This window comes from Rhizorhabdus dicambivorans (assembly GCF_002355275.1).
GTDB classification, from domain to species: Bacteria; Pseudomonadota; Alphaproteobacteria; order Sphingomonadales; family Sphingomonadaceae; genus Rhizorhabdus; species Rhizorhabdus dicambivorans.
Genome location: NZ_CP023449.1, coordinates 3,878,527 through 3,895,885 on the forward strand (window position 1 = coordinate 3,878,527; position 17,359 = coordinate 3,895,885).

Below are 17,359 nucleotides of genomic sequence, written 5' to 3' on the forward strand. Positions count from 1 at the left end.
ATGACTGACGGAACCATGATCGAGAACCGCACCTTCGACGAGATAAAAGTGGGCGATACCGCCAGTATCTCGCGCACGCTGACCGAAGAGGACATCCAGCTTTTCGCGCTCGTGTCCGGCGACGTGAACCCGGCGCATATGGACGCCGACTATGCCGCGACCGACATGTTCCGCCGCGTCATCGCGCACGGACTATGGGGCGGCGGTCTCATCTCCGCCGTGCTGGGCACCGAACTGCCCGGCCCCGGCGCGATCTATCTCAGCCAGTCGCTGCAGTTCACGCGGCCGGTAGGCCTTGGCGACACGATCACGGCGTCGGTGACGGTGGCGGAAAAACGCGCGCACCATGATATCCTGTTCGATTGCCGCTGCGTCAACCAGGACGGCGAGGAAGTCATCAGCGGCCAGGCCGAAGTCAAGGCGCCGGCCGAGAAGGTCCGCCGCCCCCGTGCGGCGCTGCCGGAGGTCAGCCTGCGCGACCATGACGGCTACCGCAAGCTGATCGAGATGACCGCCAATGGCGTGCCGGAACCGACGGCGGTGGCTCATCCCTGCAGCGCGGCCGCCATGCTGGCCGCGATTGAAGCCGCCGAAGCCAATCTCATCATGCCGATCCTGGTCGGGCCGGAAGCGAAGATCCGCAAGGCGGCCGAAGACGCCGGCAAGGACATTTCGCCTTTCCGCATCGTATCCGCCGCCCATAGCCACGAAGCGGCGGCAAAGGCCGTGGACCTGGTGCGCGGCGGCGAAGCGAAGCTGTTGATGAAAGGCTCGCTCCATACCGACGAATTGATGGGCGCCATCGTGCGCTCCGCCACGGGCCTGCGAACCGAGCGCCGGATCAGCCATGCCTATGTCATGGACGTCCAGAACCATCCGACACCGCTCATCATCACGGATGCCGCGATCAACATCGCGCCGACACTCGAGGAGAAGGCGGACATCATCCGCAACGCCATCGACCTTGCCCATGTCATCGGCATCGCGGAACCGAAAGTGGCGATCCTTTCCGCCGTGGAGACTGTCAATCCCGCGATGCAATCCACACTCGACGCCGCTGCCCTGTGCAAGATGGCCGATCGCGGTCAGATCACGGGCGGCGTGCTGGACGGACCCCTGGCTTTCGACAATGCGATCAGCGAAGCCGCCGCGAAGGAGAAAGGCATCGTCTCGCCGGTGGCGGGCAAAGCGGAAATTCTCGTCGTGCCAAACCTGGAGGCTGGCAACATGCTGGCCAAGCAACTCACCTTCCTGGGCGGTGCGGACGCGGCAGGCATCGTGCTGGGCGCGCGCGTGCCGATCATCCTCGCCAGCCGGGCCGACAGCCTGCGCACCCGCCTCGCCTCCTGCGCGGTCGCGGTGCTGATGGCGCGCGCCGCCACCAAGGCCGCGCCCGGCCTGCCGGGGACGGCGAGCGCATGAAAGCCGTCGTCGCGATCAACTCCGGTTCGTCCAGCATCAAGTTCTCGCTGTTCACGCTCGATGGCCGGGACGGGCTGACGCTCTCGGCAGGCGGCAAGATCGAGAAGATCGGCATCGCGCCCAGCCTGCGGGCCCGCTCCGCGACGGGAGAAATCCTCATCGAGCGGGACTGGCCGGACGGCGCTGCGCTCAGCCATGCGGATCTCCTGGCGGACCTCTTCGCCTGGGCGGGAGATCATCCGCTGGAAGGGCGGGACGTGATCGCCATCGGCCATCGCGTGGTGCATGGCGGCCTGGACTTCGTCACGCCCCGCCTGGTCGATGCCGACCTGCTGGACAGGCTGGAAACGCTGTGCCCCCTCGCCCCGCTGCATCAGCCGCACAACCTCGCGGCGATCCGCGCGATCGCGAAGCTGAAACCCGACCTGCCGCAGGTCGCCTGCTTCGATACGGCCTTCCACCACGACAAGCCGGACGTCGCCTCGCGCCTGGCCATCCCGCGCAAGTTCCACGATCAGGGCATCCGCCGCTACGGCTTTCACGGCCTGTCCTATGAATATGTCGCAATGCGTCTCGCGGAGATCGACCCGGCGCTGGCCGCGGGCCGCGTGGTCGCGGCGCACCTGGGCAACGGGGCCAGCCTCTGCGCCATGCGGGACTGCAGGAGCGTCGATACGACCATGGGCTTCACTGCGCTCGACGGCCTGGTGATGGGCACGCGCTGCGGCACTATCGATCCCGGCGTGATCCTGCACTTTCAGCTCCGCATGGGCATGAGCGCGGCCGATGTGGAGGACATGCTTTACCGGCAGTCCGGCCTGCTCGGCGTGTCCGGCCTGTCGAGCGACATGCGGGCGCTCGCGGCCAGCGATGCGCCGGAAGCGGAAGAGGCGATGGCGCTGTTCGCCTGGCGCGCCGCGCGCGAGACGGCCGCGCTCGCCTCGTCGATGGGCGGGCTGGACGGCATCGTCTTCACCGCCGGGATCGGAGAGAACGACGCCGCGATGCGCCAGCGTATCTGCGCACGCCTCGCATGGCTGGGCGTGGAACTCGACGAACAGGCGAACGCTGCCGGCGCCCCGCTTGTCAGCACGCCCGGCAGCCATGTCGCGGTGCGCGTCATTCCCACCGACGAGGAACGGATGATCGCGCTCCACACCTTGCATGTGCTGGGGGAGAATCCATCATGAGGCGCGCGATAAGCCTTGCCGCCATCGCGCTTGCCACCCCTGCCGCGGCTCATGCCGCATCGCCCGTCGAAATCCTGATCAGCGATGCCGGGCAGGAGGACGAAACCGGCGCCGTTCTGGTCGATCTGCGCCTGCTCAATGACAGCGGCGATCCGCAGGGCATGGCCCTTCCGGACCGCATCGAAGCGCAGGTGGAGCAGAGCGGCGTCTCTCGCACCGTCTGGCTGGAGCGCATGGCGACGACGCCTCCAAACCCGATCATTCCACCTGGCGGTTTCACGCGCGCGACCTACCGGCTTGCGCGGAGGACCAATCTGTCGCTGGAAGGCGCCGCGATCTCCGTTCCCGCATGGGGCACGCGGCAGATCACGCTGGCATTGCGGCCCGCGGACCGAGGGGCGCAAATAGCCACGAACACCTCCGCGCAATCCGGGCCTCCCAACGCGCCGGGGTTGGAAAACAAGGCTGTGCCGCCTCCCTCGGACCGGTCGGCGGGCAACGCCTTTTTCGCCAACCTGTCGGCCTATGAACCGATCTATGCTGTCTATGGTCCGAGCACCGACAGCGCCGCACGCATCCAGATCAGCTTCAAATATCAGATTTTCGGAACGAGACGCGCCCAGGGCTTGCCACTTTCCTGGCGCGACGGACTGCATTTTGCCTATACCCAGCGCATGTTCTGGGATCTTGGCGCGGATTCCTCGCCGTTTCGTAACATCGACTATCAGCCGGAACTCTTCTACCTGACCCCTTCAGCTACGTTGACACGCGGCATCTCGCTGAGCGCACAGGGCGGCTTTCGCCATGAATCCAACGGTCGCTCCGGTCTCGATTCCCGCAGCCTCAACACGCTCTATGTGGCGCCGATGGCCGCCTTCCCACTGGGCGGCGGCTATCGCCTGTCGGTAGCTCCGCGCTTCTCCCTCCTTGTCGGCGACAAATCCGACAATCCCGATATCCGCCGCTACAGGGGCAATAGCTCGCTCTTCCTGGAAGTCGGGAAAGATGACGGCCTACGCCTTACGACATCCACGCGGTTCAGCGTCTCCAGCGGCAAAGGCGCACTCGCCGCCGATCTTTCCTATCCGCTCTCGCGGCTATTGGGTGGGGGACCCGACTTCTATCTCTTCGGCCAGAGCTTCATCGGCTATGGCGAGAATCTGCTCGACTATGATCGCCATACGACCCGTTTTCGTCTGGGCGTGGCACTGGTGCGTTGAAACCCGCCTTCATGCACATCACGCACTTGAGCGACGCCTCCTGCGACATCAGCGCTTCCTGCTCGACTTGAGGTTGCACTCTGGCAATAGTCGACACGCTCACAGCAAAAGTTCCGAGTCACCAAGAAGGAGCCCTTCACATGCCGTCACAATCGAGGCGCTATTCCAGCCCCTATGGTATGGCCGACCCGGCATTGGAGACCAGTTGGGGCTGGGTCCTGGCTTATGGGCTGCTCGTGATCCTGATCGGCGTTTTTGCGCTCCTCAACCCAATCGCGACGGGCTTCGCGACAGGTGTTTTCCTTGCCGTGGCGCTCCTCATATACGGAATACTGGCTATCGCGGCCGGGTTGTCCTCGCTCTCCCGGCGCGCACGCTGGATCGAGATCCTCCTCGGCGTGCTGAGCCTCGTCGCGGCCGCCATCACTTTCTTCAATCCCTTCGCCGGGGCCTTGACGCTCGTCGCGCTGATCGGCGCCTGGTTGCTCATCATCGGCGTTTTCGAAATCGTCGGCGCATTCCAGTCTGCGCATGACCGGGGCTGGCGCCTGCTACTCGGCGTTCTCGACACTGTTCTGGGCGGTCTCCTCCTGTTCAGCGATCCCGCGACCGGACTTGCCTTCCTGGCATTGGCGGTCGGCCTGAGCTTCCTGCTGCGAGGAACCTTCCTCATCATCCTCGCCATGGGTCTGCGCCGCATCGGTAAGCTATAGACTTAGTGCGGCAAGGGTGCCCTGCCCCGAACAACAAAGGAAACGCCAGGATGATCGGAGGATACAAACCGCTTTCGGTCTTGCTCATCCTGGCGGCAACGGTCGGAAATGCTCCGGCATCGAGCATTTCCGGGACTATCTGGCGCAACCCTGCAAACAGTGTGCATATCCGCGCGCAACCGTGCGACGACAGGATGTGCGGTGTCGTCGTCTGGGCTAACGACAAGGCGAAAGCCGATGCGCGCAAGGGCAGCCCGGATCCTCTGGTGGGCGCACAGCTGTTTCGTGATTTCGAGCAGGAGCAGCCCGGCGTGTGGCGCGGCCGCGTTTTCGTGCCCGATATCGGCCGGACCTTCACCGGGCGCGTCACGGTACTCGACAGCAACAGGCTCGAGGCGAACGGCTGCCTCGTCGGGCGCATCGGGTGCCGGTCGCAGATCTGGACGCGCGTCGAGAAGTAGACGCATGGATTGACAGGCTGAAAGACATCTCTCCCATCCGGCTCGCTGACCCTGCGCAAATGCGATAACGCCGAAGGCGAAATGACCGCGTGCCTGATTCTCTTCCTGATCGTCCTTGGTATCAACCTGTTGCCCGCGTTCGGTCCCCCGACATGGTCGATCATCGTTCTCTATGGCCTGACGACCGATCTGCCTGTCGCCTTGATCGTGTTCATTGGCGCGCTCGCGGCCGCTCTTGGACGTTTGCTGCTTGCCTGGGGCTTTCGATTTCTCAAGGACTATTTGCCCGCGAAACAAAAGCGCAACCTCGAAGCAGCGAAAAAAGTCGTCGAGGACCGACCGAAAAGCGCGATTTTCGGGCTCGCACTGTTCGCTCTCTCTCCGCTTCCCTCGGCGCAACTGTTCGAAGCGGCCGGCCTTGCGGGTATCAGGCTGGGGAAGTTCACAGCAGCGTTTTTCGTCGGGCGTCTCGTCTCCTATTCGATCTATGCCGCGACAGCAGGCGTGATCCGCAAATCGAGCCTGGGTGACGTCTTTACCGAGCGCCTCACCAGTCCGTGGGGCATCGCGATGCAGATCGGCATGATCATCCTGCTTGCTGCGCTCGCCCAGATCGACTGGAGCAGATTTCTGCGCTCCGACAACGATCCGCGCTCAAGCGCATGATCTCAAGGAAACAGGTCCCCGTCGCAGACGGTCCATTCGTCGGCAACACGCAAAATTGAAGACGGCGCCGAAAGCCTGCTTGGGTCAAAGCTGCGATTCCAGCGGCAGAAGGCCAATGGCCTGTGCGGTTAGTCTGCGCCAGAACGAGGCTTCCGGTTCCCGGTCGTATCGGACGGGCACGCCGTTCCGGCTCCCGGCCCATTCCACGTCGCCATCCGACGTCAGACAGACCTCATAGCTGCGGGAGGGCGCGGTATCGCGCTGCCAGATGGCAGCCATCTTCCGGGCCAGGGCCTCGGACTCGAAGAGGACGCCCATTTCCGTGTTGAGGGAAGCCGAACGAGGATCCAGGTTCATCGAGCCGATGAACCCCATATGCCCGTCGGCAGTGAAAGCCTTGGTGTGCAGGCTTGCCCGGCTCGATCCTCGCAGGGAAAAGTCCCGCTCCTGATGCTCGGGCCGCAATTCCCAGAGCTTGATCCCTGCCTCGAGCAGCGGAACACGGTAGCGCGCATAACCGCCATGGACCGCGGCGACATCGGTTGCCGCAAGAGAATTGGTCAGGACCGAGACCGAAACCCCCTTTGCCGCAATCGCGGCGAGCGCCGCCGTGCCTTCCTCGCCGGGGATGAAATAGGGCGAAGTGATTTCAAGCCTTTCCCGCGCCGCATCGAAGACCGGCAGCAGGTCGTGCATCAGCCAGTTCTTGCCCTCCTTGCCCAGCACTTTGCGCGGCGGATCGGCGATCACGCGGGCGGCGCGAGTCCAGTCGGGCCGCGTGGTCTCGGGATCGAGAAGCGAGAGCCGTTTGGCGATGCGCTCCAGATAGGGGCGCGCGGCAGCCTCATTGGCAGCGTTGCTCAATTCGGCGGCGATCCGCGTCAGCGCCACGCCAGGATCTTTCAAGGGCGAAAGCCTATCGACCGGCAACGCCAGGCCGCTGTTCCAGTAATCGTCGAAGATCTTCTCCGTCTGGGCGACGGCTGGCCCCATCACCAGCACGTCCATGTCGCGGAAATTGGTTTGCGTCGCGGCATCGAAATAGGCGTCGCCGATATTGCGCCCGCCAAGGATGGCGACGCGGCCATCAGCGATCCAGGCCTTGTTGTGCATGCGCCGGGTCACGCTGAAGGCGCGCAGCATCATTTCGATGCCGCGCCGCAAGCCGCCCTGCCGCGCCCGGGTCGGGTTGAAGATACGGATCTCGATATGCGGATGATGCGCCATGGCGATCATCGCATCAGATGTATGGCTGGTGCCGATGTCGTCGATCAGGATCCGCACCCTGACGCCGCGATCGGCCGCGGACAGGGCCTCGGCCAGAAGAAGGCGGCCGGTCAGATCGTCGTGCCAGATGTAATACATCAGATCGAGCGAGCGCTCGACCTTGCGCGCCGACAATCCACGTGCCGCGAAGGCGTCGAGATTCTCGTCCAGCAAAAGCAGGCCGCTCTCACCGGGGTGCGCATCCGTCGTGGCGCCAATACGCTGATCGAGCGGCGTCCGGCCGCGTTCGATCGACAGTGCGTAGGAAGGCTCCCCCTGCGCGCGACTGGCGAACAGGCCGTAGACCCAGGTCGCGAGCATCGACGCCGCGACGAAGCCCAGGCAGGCAAGGATGACGATCCGGATCAGACGGCAGCATCCGCCTGCGGCTGCTGGCGCACGAGCAGGACATCGCAATCGAGACGGCTGAGCAGCGCCCGCGCCGTGCTGCCGAGCACCGCCACCGTCAGGGCCGATCGACCGTGCGTTCCGATCACGGCCAGGTCGGTTTCGCTCAGCTTCACATGATTGCGGACAACCTCGCAAACCTCGCCATAGTCGACATTGATATCCAGCCTGTCGCGTGCGTCGGCGGGCAGATCGGTCCTGTCCAGAAAGGCATCCAGATCATAGGCTATCCTGGCCTGCAGCGCAGCTGCCGGCCCTTCCCGGCCCCGAAGTGCCTCCAGCGGCACGTGATAGGCGTGAACGAGAGTGATCTCGGCAGCGGGGAATGCGGCCATGGCCGTGCGAAGCGCCTGGGCCGAGCAGCCGGAGAAATCGGTTGCGACCAAGACCCGGCGATAGTGGTGCTGAGTCTTTTCCTTCACGATAAGCACCGGCGCATGAGCATGGCGTATCATGCGCTCCACGGTCGTGCCGATCAGGAAATCCCCGATATCGTCATGGCGCGAGATGCCGGTCACGATGAGATCCGCCCCGCATGCGGTTGACGCTTCCAGCACCGCCTGCGAGACGGCGCCGGTGGCGAGGCGTGTCTCGACCGGAATATCCGGGTCCGCCACCTCCGCCCGCAAGCGGGCATGAAGGCGACTCTCGGCAGCCTGCAGTCCGTCGAGCATGTCTGCGGGATCGGGATCCCTCTGAACATGGAGAAGAACCAGATGTGCGCGCCACTCGCTCGCCAGCTGTATCGCGCGGTCGCGGGCTCGGTCGCAGCGACCGCTAAAATCGGTTGGAAACAGAATCGTTCGCGGGGTCATATCGACGCAACATAGCAGCAGTGGTCCGCCAACCAAGGAACGTGTCGCCGTGTATTTGCAGGACGGACAGAAATGTTCTTCGGCAAGGATTCGCTGGCCGTCGCGAAGCAGACCGATATTATGGCCTGATCAGAAGAGGATGGATAAGATCACAACACCAGACATCATATTGCGAACCCCGACGCTCACTGCCGTGGCAACGGCCGGCGCATCCCACGCACCATCGACACGCTTCTCGCGCCGAACGCTTCTTGCCGGCACCATGACTGCCGCGCTCTGCCTGACCGCCGCTCCGATCCGCGCTATGGCGCTTGATCCAGGATCGATCGCGGCGAGCGTGGAAGCGTTACGGCCAGGAGAGTTCCTGTGGGCGCCCGAAACGGCTCCCGATGGTCCGGTGGTCATCATCGTCAGCCTCGCCAGGCAGCGGGCCTATGTCTATCGCAACGGCGTCCTGATCGGCATCTCGACCGTTTCCACCGGCGCAGCCGGCCACGAAACGCCCACCGGGGTTTTCACCATCCTCCAAAAGAAAGTCGCGCACAGATCGAACCTCTACAATGACGCGCCGATGCCCTACATGCAGCGCCTCACCTGGGACGGGATTGCCATGCACGCCGGCAATCTTCCGGGCTATCCCGCCTCGCACGGATGCATCCGGTTTCCCCTGACGTTCGCCGAGCACCTCTATGATGTCACGCAGCTTGGCCTGACGGTCATCATCACGCAGGCAAGCGAGATTCCGCGCTTTGCCCCAGCTCCCCGTATCCTGCAGGATACGGCCCGGCGCTCGTCGTTCGGGAATGCCTTTTTGACGGTCTGGCAGCCAGAGAAAGCACTCACAGGGCCGATCTCCATAATCGTCAGCGCGGCGGACCAGCGCGCCGTGGTGTTGCGAAACGGCATCGAAATCGGTTCGGCGCCTGTCGCCATCCGCGGCAAGATCTCCGGCCTTCAGGCCTTCAACCTCGCCTCCATCGACGAACACGGGACGCATTGGATGTTCCTCCCTGTATTTGGCGGTGCACAGACGGGGGAAGTCTCGCGGCAGGACCGGGAGCGGCTAATCCTTCCCGAGGACTTCAGACGGGGCCTGCTGTCGGTGCTCAAACCGGGAAGCACGCTGATCGTCACGGCCGATACCCTCGAAAGCGGGAGTACAGGCACATCCCTGACCGTGCTCACGGGCGAGGATGCCCAAGCGGATACAAACGAACGATGACGTTGTGCAATCCCGACTTCGCGTCCATCGCAGCGTCTTACCGCCTGATTCCAAACAATCCCCTGCCGTAATTGCGAAGACCGGCCTAATTACGACATACTCACCAGAGGATTTGACTTCGATGTCCCGATCATTGCGCGTTCCAGTTTCCCTTGCCGCCGCCATCCTGCTGGGGCTGTCCTCGGCGGCTCCGTCACTGGCTGAAACCGCGCCCGCTGCGCCACCTTCGGCCGACGCCACGGCAATCGCGGTACCCGACGGATTTGAGTTGGCGCCGGACGGCACAACTCTTGTCCACGTGGCCAGCGGCCTGCGCTTCCCGGAGGAATTCGAGGGCTTTACCCGCCTCAGGGAACGGGCATTCGATCCGGGCGGCGAGTATATCGCCATCGGCTACGACCGGCCACTCGGCACCGGCGACGATCGCATCGTGGTGCGGATGGCGGTGGTCCATATCGACCAGATGCCGCCACGCGACCACTATATGATCATGCGTCAGGCTACGATGTCCCATTTTGCCGCGCCGACCATCGTGTCGGAAGGACCGGCGACGATCCCAACCAATCGCCGCCTCAAGGCCTATCGCGGAACTTTCACCGGCTATCGCGACGGCAAACCATGGCGTTCCAGCCTGACGACAGTCGACTATGGCTATTGGAGCGGACGCATGACGGCCGCCTATCCCGAAAGCGAAGCTGCCGAAGCTGAGAAATATCTTGGCGTGCTGCTGGCGGAAATCCGCGCGCAGCGCCCAAAGGCGCCGAAACGGTAGACTGGGGACGATGCCCGCGCGAAACCGCTCACTTTGACGGAGCAAGCAGCGAGAGGAGGCGCCGCCAATCTTGTTCGATCATCCGCCAGCGAAAAACGGCAAGCATGTGGGTCAGCAATCGGGAAAGATAATTCCTTTCCCGTGATCGGGCTACGATTTCGTGGACCTCCCTTTCGGTCCACGGCTTCCATTGTCCAGCGACGGCGATCATGTTCGAGCGGAAGGCCGTATCGCTTCATCTCGCAATATACGCTCGGTTTCCGTTATCCGAATGGGGATTGCCGCAGTTATTGAGCGACGTAGTGCAAGTTATCCTTGCCCAGTTCGGCTCCCGTTCCGCTATTTCCTGGGCTGGAAGCTGATGCGGCTTGTAAGCCCCTCTAACGCGCCTCTCACTCATACGCGACGTTCCGCAGCGATCAAAGCGGCCTGATAGGCCGCATCCTCACCCATAATCGCACGCGCTGTCGCGATTAGTTCAGGACTCGCATTACGTGGACGACCCGTATCGAACGGGGGGCTGGATCATATTCGATCGCGAGTTACGTAATTTTTGCAGTCTCTTCACCCCGAAGTTTCGCAAGAAGACGGATTCCGAAATCGATCCCCGCGGTCATGCGAAGGCCAAAGCTGTGAACATAGCCGTCATGCACGTCGAAACCATATTGGAGGCAGCCGTCGAACCGGATGATCTGGAATTGGCGCTGCCTCTCATGAGCCGCCTGCAGGAGGCCATGATCACATGAACTAGGCCGGGTCTCTCCAATCTCTATGGATTCAAGCGTGACGGCCCCTTCACCGAGTGCCGATTTCAGCGTGGTGCGACAAATGTAGACCGATTCAAGTAGGGATTGCTGAGCTATGCCGGCTACCAATCATCGTCAGGGTTTCGTCAGGAAAGACTGTTGAACTTTTTCACGGCATTTTACGAAGGACACCATGAGCCGACTAAGATCCCATCCCGAACGCCATGCGGTGTCACGCATCGGCTGGCTACGCGCGGCAGTGCTGGGAGCCAATGATGGGATCGTTTCGACCGCGAGCCTCATCGTCGGCGTCGCAGCCTCCGGCGCGGGCAAGGCCAATATCCTGGTCGCAGGGATGGCGGCGCTGGTGGCAGGCGCCATGTCGATGGCCGCCGGCGAATATGTCTCGGTCAGCTCTCAGGCGGACACGGAGAATGCCGACCTCGCCCGGGAAAGAGGTGAACTCGCCGTTCAACCGGTGCTCGAGCATCAGGAACTGGCGGACATCTACGTCAAACGCGGTCTGAATGAGGAACTGGCCCGGCAGGTAGCCGACGAACTAATGGCAAAGGATGCGCTGGCCGCGCATGCCCGCGACGAACTCGGCATTTCCGAAGTCGTGACCGCCCGCCCTATCCAGGCCGCGCTCACATCCGCCGCAACTTTCAGCACAGGCGCCCTCATGCCCCTGATGTTGGTCGCCGTCGTTCCGCATGATAGCCTCGTCGCAATCGAGGTCGCGGCAACCCTGTTGTTTCTCGCACTGCTGGGCGCGCTTGGCGCCTGGGCCGGGGGCGCCCGCCCCATGAAATCAATCCTACGGGTCACATTCTGGGGCGCGCTGGCCCTGGCTGCGACCGCGGGCATCGGGAGGCTGTTCGGAACAGTGGTTTGAACCACGCTGCTCACATCGTCAGGATTCGGTCAGTGAACACCCGTAGCCCTTCCAGCTGGAAAGGCGAACGTGATGACAAATTCTGAATATACAAGGACATTCAAGGTTTGGGACACGCCGCTACGGCTATTCCATTGGCTGCTGGTCCTAGCGATCTCGATCGCGTTTCTCTCTTCCGACGACGATAGTCCGATCGCATCGTGGCATATGGTCGCAGGATGGTCTGCTGCTGCCTTGCTTGCGTTCCGTCTGATCTGGGGCTTCGTCGGAGGCGAGCATGCCCGGTTCGTGAATTTCATTCGGCCAACAGCAATCGCCACCCATGCACGCGACCTTCTAGCTGGCCATCCTCGACGTTCCGTGGGTCATAATCCACTGGGCGCGATCGCAGTCGTGGCGCTGATCGGATTGACCGGAATCGTCATCTGGAGCGGCAGCAGCGTTGCGGCAGGCGGCATGGACAAAGACCTTCATGAAGCCCTCGCCTACAGCCTGCTTGCTTTGATCGGGCTTCATGTCGGCGCCGTGCTGTTGATGTCGCTGCTCACCGGCGAAAACCTTGTTCGCGCGATGATCAGCGGCCGCAAGAAGAACAGCCTCTATCCGAATGTGCGTGAGGCTCGGGGACCAGGCTTGTTTGCGGCTCTACTTGGTGCCGCAGCGATCGTTCTGGCAATCATCGCCATTGTCATGGTGGATCCGACCGCCTTCGCGCCGCAGCAACGCCATTCCCATCACGGTTCGCACGAGGAAAGGGATTGAAAACATCGGTTGATGGTCTGGTAGAAAGCTTCAATCCTTCTTGCCTTTCGTTCCTGGTGGAAAGTCTACATTAAACCCATGCGCCTTCTCATCGTCGAAGATAATGAGCGAATGGCGGCACTGATCGCCGACGGTCTTCAGCGCCGGGGCTTCGTGTGTGTCAACGGCGGTCTGATTCCAAGCCAGCGGGGCGGAGTAAAAGCAGGCCATTGTTGATGCAGGGATGATGATATGAAGAGGGCCCCGATCGGGGCCCTCTTCATATCATTGTTGTCTTTGCCGATCAGGTGGTGGTGATCTGGCCGGTGTCCGGGTCGATGGTGTCGCTGGCCGGGTATTGCTCCGCCCTGGCGGCGGATCGGCGGCGGCCGGCGGACTGCTTCAGCCGGTAGCTGTCGCCGTTCATGGTCAGAATACTGACGTGGTGGGTCAGCCGGTCGAGCAGCGCGCCGGTGAGCCGTTCGGAGCCCAGGACCTGTGTCCAGTCCTCGAAGGGCAGGTTGGACGTGACGATGGTCGAGCCGCGCTCGTAGCGCTGCGAGAAGACCTCGAACAGCAGTTCGGCGCCGGTCGCCGTCAGCGGCACATAGCCCAGCTCATCGACGATCAGCAGCTTGACCGCGGCAAGCTCGCGCTGGAGCTTGAGCAGCCGGCGCTCGTCGCGCGCCTCCATGAGTTGGTTGACCAGTGCGGCGGCGGTGGTGAACGCGACCGTGAACCCCTTCTGGCAGGCCGCCAGGCCCAGCGCGAGCGCGGCATGGGTCTTGCCGGTGCCGCTGTTGCCAAGTGCGATGACGTTCTCGCGGCGCAGGATGTACTCGCAGCGGGCCAGCTCGAGCACCAGCGGCTTGTTGAGGCTGGGGATGGCGGCGAAGTCGAACGTGTCGAAGCTCTTCACCGCCGGGAACCGGGCGGCCCGGATGCGTCGCTCGACCGTGCGCCGTTCGCGGTCGATCAGCTCCAGTTCGATCAGCCGGAGCAGGTAGCGCGGGTGATCGACACCATCGCGGGCGCACTCGCGGGCGACCTTGTCATACTCGCGCAGCACCGTCGGCAGCTTCAGCTGCTTGAGGTGATGGGCGAGCAGCACCTGCGGCGCCGTGCTCATCGTGCCCGTGGGCATCGGGTCATCAGCCCGGGTCATGCCGCCAGCACCGCATAGTCGGCCGCCGACGTCGTCTTCACCGCGGTTCTGGGCAGATGCGGATAGGCCGCCAGATCGAGCCGGGCGGGCCGCCGCTCGATGCGCGCCAGCGCGATCAGCTTGACTGCGTCGAAGCCGGGCGCGCCGATCTGGATCGCCTGGGTCACCGCAGCGGTGACGATATCGAGCGGCAAGGCCTCCAGCAGCCGCAGGACCTGGATGAACTCGCGCTTGCCGCGATTGCCCATCCTGGCCTCCAACAGATGCCGCAGATGCTGGAACACCTCAGGCAGGCGCCAGCCCTGCAACGCAGCCGCCTGGTCGAGCGCCCCCGGCTTGGTCTCGATGAGGGCGAGATAGTGGAGCGGCTCGGCGATGAACGCACCTTCGGCGTAGCAGCGGGGATGCCGGGCGATCTCCTGCCCACCGCACAGGATCACGACCTCATCGACGAAGCCCTTCACCACGACGTCCTGGAACCCATAGGCCGTCGGCACCGAGTAGTCGTTGGTCCGGTAGCGCACCAGCGCCGTCGAGGAGACACGCGCTGCCCGCTTCTCGCACGGTTCCAGCGGCACCGCCGGCAATGGGCGCAGCGCTGCCAGATCGGCCACCAGGCGCTCACCGATGGTCGCGGTGTGCCGGCCGGCACGCTCGGCCTGGCGCGCGCGGCAGCGATGCTCCAGTTCGGCGTTGAAGGCATCGAAGCTCGCCGCGTCAGGGACCGGCGTCATGAAGCAGCGCCGGGCAAACTTCACCAGTCCCTCGACCTTGCCTTTGTCGTTGCCCTTGCCCGGACGGCCGAAGCGGTCTCGGAACAGGTAATGGCTGACCAGTTCGGTGAAGGCCCGCGTCCGCTCGCGCTTCCCGTCGCCGCAGATCTTCGCCACCGCGATCTTGGTGTTGTCGTACAGGATCGATAGCGGCACTCCGCCGAAGAAGGCGAACGCCGACACGTGCCCGTCGAGGAATGCCTCGGTGGTCTCGCGCGGGAACGCCTTCACGAAGCAGGCGTCCGACTGCGGCAGGTCGATACAGAAGAAGTGGATCTTCTGCCGCACCCCGCCGATCACCCCGACCGCTTCGCCAAAATCGACCTGCGCATGGCCCGGTGGGTGGGCCAGTGGCACGAACGTCTCGCGCCCGCGGGCTCGGCTGATCCGGACATAATCCTTCACCACCGTGTAGCCGCCTGCAAAGCCATGCTCGTCGCGGAGCCGCTCGAAGATCCGCTTGGCGGTATGCCGCTGCTTCACCGGCGCGGTCCCATCCGCCGCCAGGATCGCGTCGATCACCGGTAGCAGAGGACCCAGCTTCGGCTTCTCCACGGGCTTGGTCCGCGTGTAGCCCGGCGGTAGCGAGAACCGGCACATCTTCCCCACCGTCTCCCGGCTCAGCCCGAAGACCCGCGCCGCCTCGCGCTGGCTGTGACCCTCGATAAACACAAAGCGCCGAACAGCGGCGTAGCTCTCCACGGCAAACATCCTTGGCCGACCTCAAAAAGGTTCAGCCTAACCAATGGCCGGATTTTACTCCGCCGCGCTCAGCACAATGCCGGCGCTCCACTGGCTGGTTTTGTCACCGCCATGCACAGGGCCGGGCGGTTCTGGCCGTCACGCTGCTGTCCAATGAGGCGTTCGATCCCGCGCGCGATGCTCAGGTGATCGCGGAACTGCGCGATGTATGTGGTGACATCACCTTGGCGCTCGGGGGTAGTCCGCCAAAACCATGATTGCTTGAGCGCTGTTCCAAGAGGTGGGGTTATTCGAACCATGCCTCATTGTAGAATAAATTTCATATTGCGCAATAACTGATCATCTCTTATCTCTCCTGTTACCGCCGGAGAGCGGATGGCGCTGCATGTGTGGCGTCGTTCGCGAGGCAGGGGAGGAATTATGCAGCCAGTATTGGCCAATGATCAGCAGGCTCAACTCACTGCGCTTTATGATGAAATGCGGCCGGCTGGGCTGAAGCCGTTGTGGGAAGTGCTGCATGCTCTGGTGCTGGCGGAACCGGCGTCGCTCGCGCGTGCGCATCATTGGCATTATGGTGAGGTTCGCGACTTTTTACTGCGGTCCGGCGATCTGATTTCTGCCGAGCAGGCGGAACGACGCGTGCTGATTCTGGAAAATCCGGGTCTGGAGGGATCGTCGGCCATAACCCCCAGCCTCTATGCCGGGCTTCAACTCATTTTGCCGGGCGAAGTCGCCCCATGTCATCGCCACACGCAATGTGCGCTGCGGTTCATTCTCGAGGGGGAGGGGGCCTATACCGCTGTGGACGGCGAGAAAGCTGTGATGTCGCCTTTCGACCTAGTCCTCACCCCTGGCGGTCAATGGCATGACCATGGGAACGGGACGGACCAACCGATGATCTGGCTCGACGGGCTGGATATTCCAACGGTGCGCCATTTCGACGCCAGTTTCGCGGAAAAATGGCCGCAGGCGCAACATCCTGAAATGGCCCCGCCTGGGGACAGTCTGGCGCGCTATGGGCATAATTTGCGGCCGATGCGGGGCACCAGCGCCGACCGCCGACCGACCAGTCAGCCGCTATTCCATTATCCCTACAAGCAGTGGCGACCCGCGCTTGATCATCTGGCATCGACTGCGCAGGTCGATCCGCATCTTGGTCACGCACTCGAATTCACCAATCCTGCGGATGGCGGACCGGTGATGGAAACCATTTCCGCCCATGTGCGACTGATCCCGCGCGGCATGGAAACCGCGCCGCGCAGGTCGACCGACGGCACGATCTTTGTCGTCGTGGAGGGGAAAGGACAGGTCGAGATCGACGGAGTTTCGACCCGTCTGTCTCCCCGTGATGTCGTGGTCATCCCATCCTGGAAACGACATCGATTTCACGCCGAAGACGAACTCATCATCTTCGGCTTTTCAGACAAGGCCTGCCAGCAAAAGCTCGGGCTGTTCCGAGAGGAAAATCTATGACCATGGTTTTTGACCCGTCTGCTCCGACATTGGCGCAGGTAAGCGACGGACGCATTTTCCCCGTGCGCAGGATATTCTGTGTCGGGCGCAACTATGCCGAACATGCGCGCGAGATGGGACGTGACCCGGATCGTGAGCCGCCCTTCTTCTTCACCAAATGGGCGGAAACCATCGTGCCTTCGGATGTCGAGGTCGCTTACCCGTCCGCAACCGCCAATTTTCATTATGAAGCCGAACTGGTGGTCGCCATCGGGCTGGAGGGCAGGGATATTCCGGTCGAGACCGCTCTCGACCATGTGTTCGGCTATGCCACCGGCCTCGATATGACCCGCCGCGATCTGCAGCTCAAGGCGCGGGCCGAGGGTCGGCCATGGGATACAGGCAAGAATGTCGAGCAATCGTCTCCCTTGGGATTGCTTCATCCTGTCGCCGAATGCGGCCATCTGTCCACCGGCGCGATCAGCCTGACGGTCAATGGCGAAGTCAAGCAGAGCGCCGATCTGGCAGACCTGATCTGGCCGGTTGCGGACATCATCGCCTTTCTTTCGGGCCTTTACCGGCTCCTGCCGGGCGACCTCATCTACACCGGCACACCGGCCGGCGTGGGGCCGGTCGTCCCCGGCGATGAAATCGATGTGCGCATCGATGGTCTCACACCCACCCGCATTCGCATAGCCGAGCCGGCGCGCTGAGGCACGAAACCGAACAC

General features: G+C 63.1%; 19 protein-coding genes. 14 read left to right on the plus strand and 5 right to left on the minus strand.

Features of this window, described 5'->3' with window-relative positions:
- The 6 genes from CMV14_RS18235 (at position 1) to CMV14_RS18260 (ending at position 5,672) form a co-directional block, all read left to right on the plus strand.
- Positions 1-1,422 (plus strand): bifunctional enoyl-CoA hydratase/phosphate acetyltransferase, encoded by a 1,422-nt coding sequence (locus CMV14_RS18235; protein WP_021690796.1) that lies wholly within the window; start codon positions 1-3, stop codon positions 1,420-1,422.
- A complete protein-coding gene (locus CMV14_RS18240; RefSeq protein WP_021246276.1) occupies positions 1,419-2,612 on the plus strand; it encodes an acetate/propionate family kinase in 1,194 nt (397 codons plus the stop codon). The genes CMV14_RS18235 and CMV14_RS18240 overlap by 4 nt, the downstream gene beginning before the upstream one ends.
- On the plus strand, positions 2,609-3,832 hold the full coding sequence (locus tag CMV14_RS18245; protein WP_021246275.1) for a phospholipase A: 1,224 nt from the start codon (positions 2,609-2,611) through the stop codon (positions 3,830-3,832). Before CMV14_RS18240 ends, CMV14_RS18245 begins: the two co-directional genes overlap by 4 nt.
- Before the next feature lie 140 nt (positions 3,833-3,972).
- Positions 3,973-4,545, plus strand: coding sequence for an HdeD family acid-resistance protein (locus CMV14_RS18250; protein ID WP_021246274.1), 573 nt, complete (start codon positions 3,973-3,975; stop codon positions 4,543-4,545).
- Positions 4,546-4,595: 50 nt separating this feature from the next.
- Entirely contained in the window at positions 4,596-5,006 is a 411-nt protein-coding gene (locus CMV14_RS18255) for a DUF2147 domain-containing protein (protein WP_021246273.1), read from the plus strand.
- A gap of 81 nt (positions 5,007-5,087) precedes the next feature.
- Positions 5,088-5,672, plus strand: a complete 585-nt coding sequence (locus CMV14_RS18260) for a hypothetical protein (protein ID WP_021246272.1) — start codon at positions 5,088-5,090, stop codon at positions 5,670-5,672.
- An 84-nt stretch (positions 5,673-5,756) separates the two neighbouring features.
- Here the strand turns inward: CMV14_RS18260 and CMV14_RS18265 are convergent, their stop codons facing one another.
- Both CMV14_RS18265 and CMV14_RS18270 read right to left on the minus strand, forming a co-directional pair.
- Entirely contained in the window at positions 5,757-7,259 is a 1,503-nt protein-coding gene (locus CMV14_RS18265) for a phospholipase D family protein (RefSeq protein WP_021246271.1), read from the minus strand.
- Positions 7,260-7,303: 44 nt separating this feature from the next.
- Positions 7,304-8,161 (minus strand): universal stress protein, encoded by an 858-nt coding sequence (locus CMV14_RS18270; protein ID WP_021690797.1) that lies wholly within the window; start codon positions 8,159-8,161, stop codon positions 7,304-7,306.
- Between the two features lie 139 nt (positions 8,162-8,300).
- Between CMV14_RS18270 and CMV14_RS18275 the strand changes: the two genes are divergently transcribed.
- Both CMV14_RS18275 and CMV14_RS18280 read left to right on the plus strand, forming a co-directional pair.
- Positions 8,301-9,383, plus strand: a complete 1,083-nt coding sequence (locus CMV14_RS18275) for a L,D-transpeptidase (RefSeq protein ID WP_021246269.1) — start codon at positions 8,301-8,303, stop codon at positions 9,381-9,383.
- A 121-nt stretch (positions 9,384-9,504) separates the two neighbouring features.
- Positions 9,505-10,155 carry a hypothetical protein gene (locus tag CMV14_RS18280; protein ID WP_021246268.1) on the plus strand — a complete coding sequence of 217 codons (651 nt, stop codon included), beginning with the start codon at positions 9,505-9,507 and terminating at the stop codon, positions 10,153-10,155.
- A 28-nt stretch (positions 10,156-10,183) separates the two neighbouring features.
- On the opposite strand, the gene CMV14_RS27700 is transcribed toward CMV14_RS18280, so the two are convergent.
- Positions 10,184-10,366, minus strand: a complete 183-nt coding sequence (locus CMV14_RS27700; protein WP_062066092.1) for a hypothetical protein — start codon at positions 10,364-10,366, stop codon at positions 10,184-10,186.
- Between the two features lie 283 nt (positions 10,367-10,649).
- Here CMV14_RS27700 and CMV14_RS18285 point away from each other — a divergent pair, with 283 nt between their 5' ends.
- The 3 genes from CMV14_RS18285 (at position 10,650) to CMV14_RS18295 (ending at position 12,558) form a co-directional block, all read left to right on the plus strand.
- Positions 10,650-10,901: a hypothetical protein gene (locus CMV14_RS18285; protein WP_021246267.1), complete on the plus strand. Its 252-nt coding sequence runs from the start codon at positions 10,650-10,652 to the stop codon at positions 10,899-10,901.
- Positions 10,902-11,094: 193 nt separating this feature from the next.
- Positions 11,095-11,796 (plus strand): VIT1/CCC1 transporter family protein, encoded by a 702-nt coding sequence (locus CMV14_RS18290; RefSeq protein WP_021246266.1) that lies wholly within the window; start codon positions 11,095-11,097, stop codon positions 11,794-11,796.
- A gap of 72 nt (positions 11,797-11,868) precedes the next feature.
- Entirely contained in the window at positions 11,869-12,558 is a 690-nt protein-coding gene (locus CMV14_RS18295) for a cytochrome b/b6 domain-containing protein (protein ID WP_021246265.1), read from the plus strand.
- Positions 12,559-12,841: 283 nt separating this feature from the next.
- Here CMV14_RS18295 and istB read toward each other — a convergent pair whose 3' ends face one another.
- A complete protein-coding gene (gene istB, locus CMV14_RS18305; protein ID WP_037487499.1) occupies positions 12,842-13,681 on the minus strand; it encodes an IS21-like element helper ATPase IstB in 840 nt (279 codons plus the stop codon).
- A gap of 17 nt (positions 13,682-13,698) precedes the next feature.
- A complete protein-coding gene (istA, locus tag CMV14_RS18310) occupies positions 13,699-15,186 on the minus strand; it encodes an IS21 family transposase (protein ID WP_037487497.1) in 1,488 nt (495 codons plus the stop codon).
- A 2-nt stretch (positions 15,187-15,188) separates the two neighbouring features.
- On the opposite strand from istA, the gene CMV14_RS26525 reads away from it, so the two are divergent.
- The 3 genes from CMV14_RS26525 to CMV14_RS18320 all read left to right on the plus strand — a co-directional run bounded on the left by CMV14_RS26525 (position 15,189) and on the right by CMV14_RS18320 (position 17,342).
- Positions 15,189-15,434, plus strand: a complete 246-nt coding sequence (locus CMV14_RS26525) for a hypothetical protein (protein ID WP_114214349.1) — start codon at positions 15,189-15,191, stop codon at positions 15,432-15,434.
- Between the two features lie 163 nt (positions 15,435-15,597).
- Positions 15,598-16,650: a gentisate 1,2-dioxygenase gene (gene gtdA, locus CMV14_RS18315; protein WP_066962647.1), complete on the plus strand. Its 1,053-nt coding sequence runs from the start codon at positions 15,598-15,600 to the stop codon at positions 16,648-16,650.
- Positions 16,647-17,342, plus strand: a complete 696-nt coding sequence (locus tag CMV14_RS18320) for a fumarylacetoacetate hydrolase family protein (RefSeq protein WP_096367786.1) — start codon at positions 16,647-16,649, stop codon at positions 17,340-17,342. The genes gtdA and CMV14_RS18320 overlap by 4 nt, the downstream gene beginning before the upstream one ends.
- The last annotated feature ends 17 nt before the right edge of the window (positions 17,343-17,359 follow it).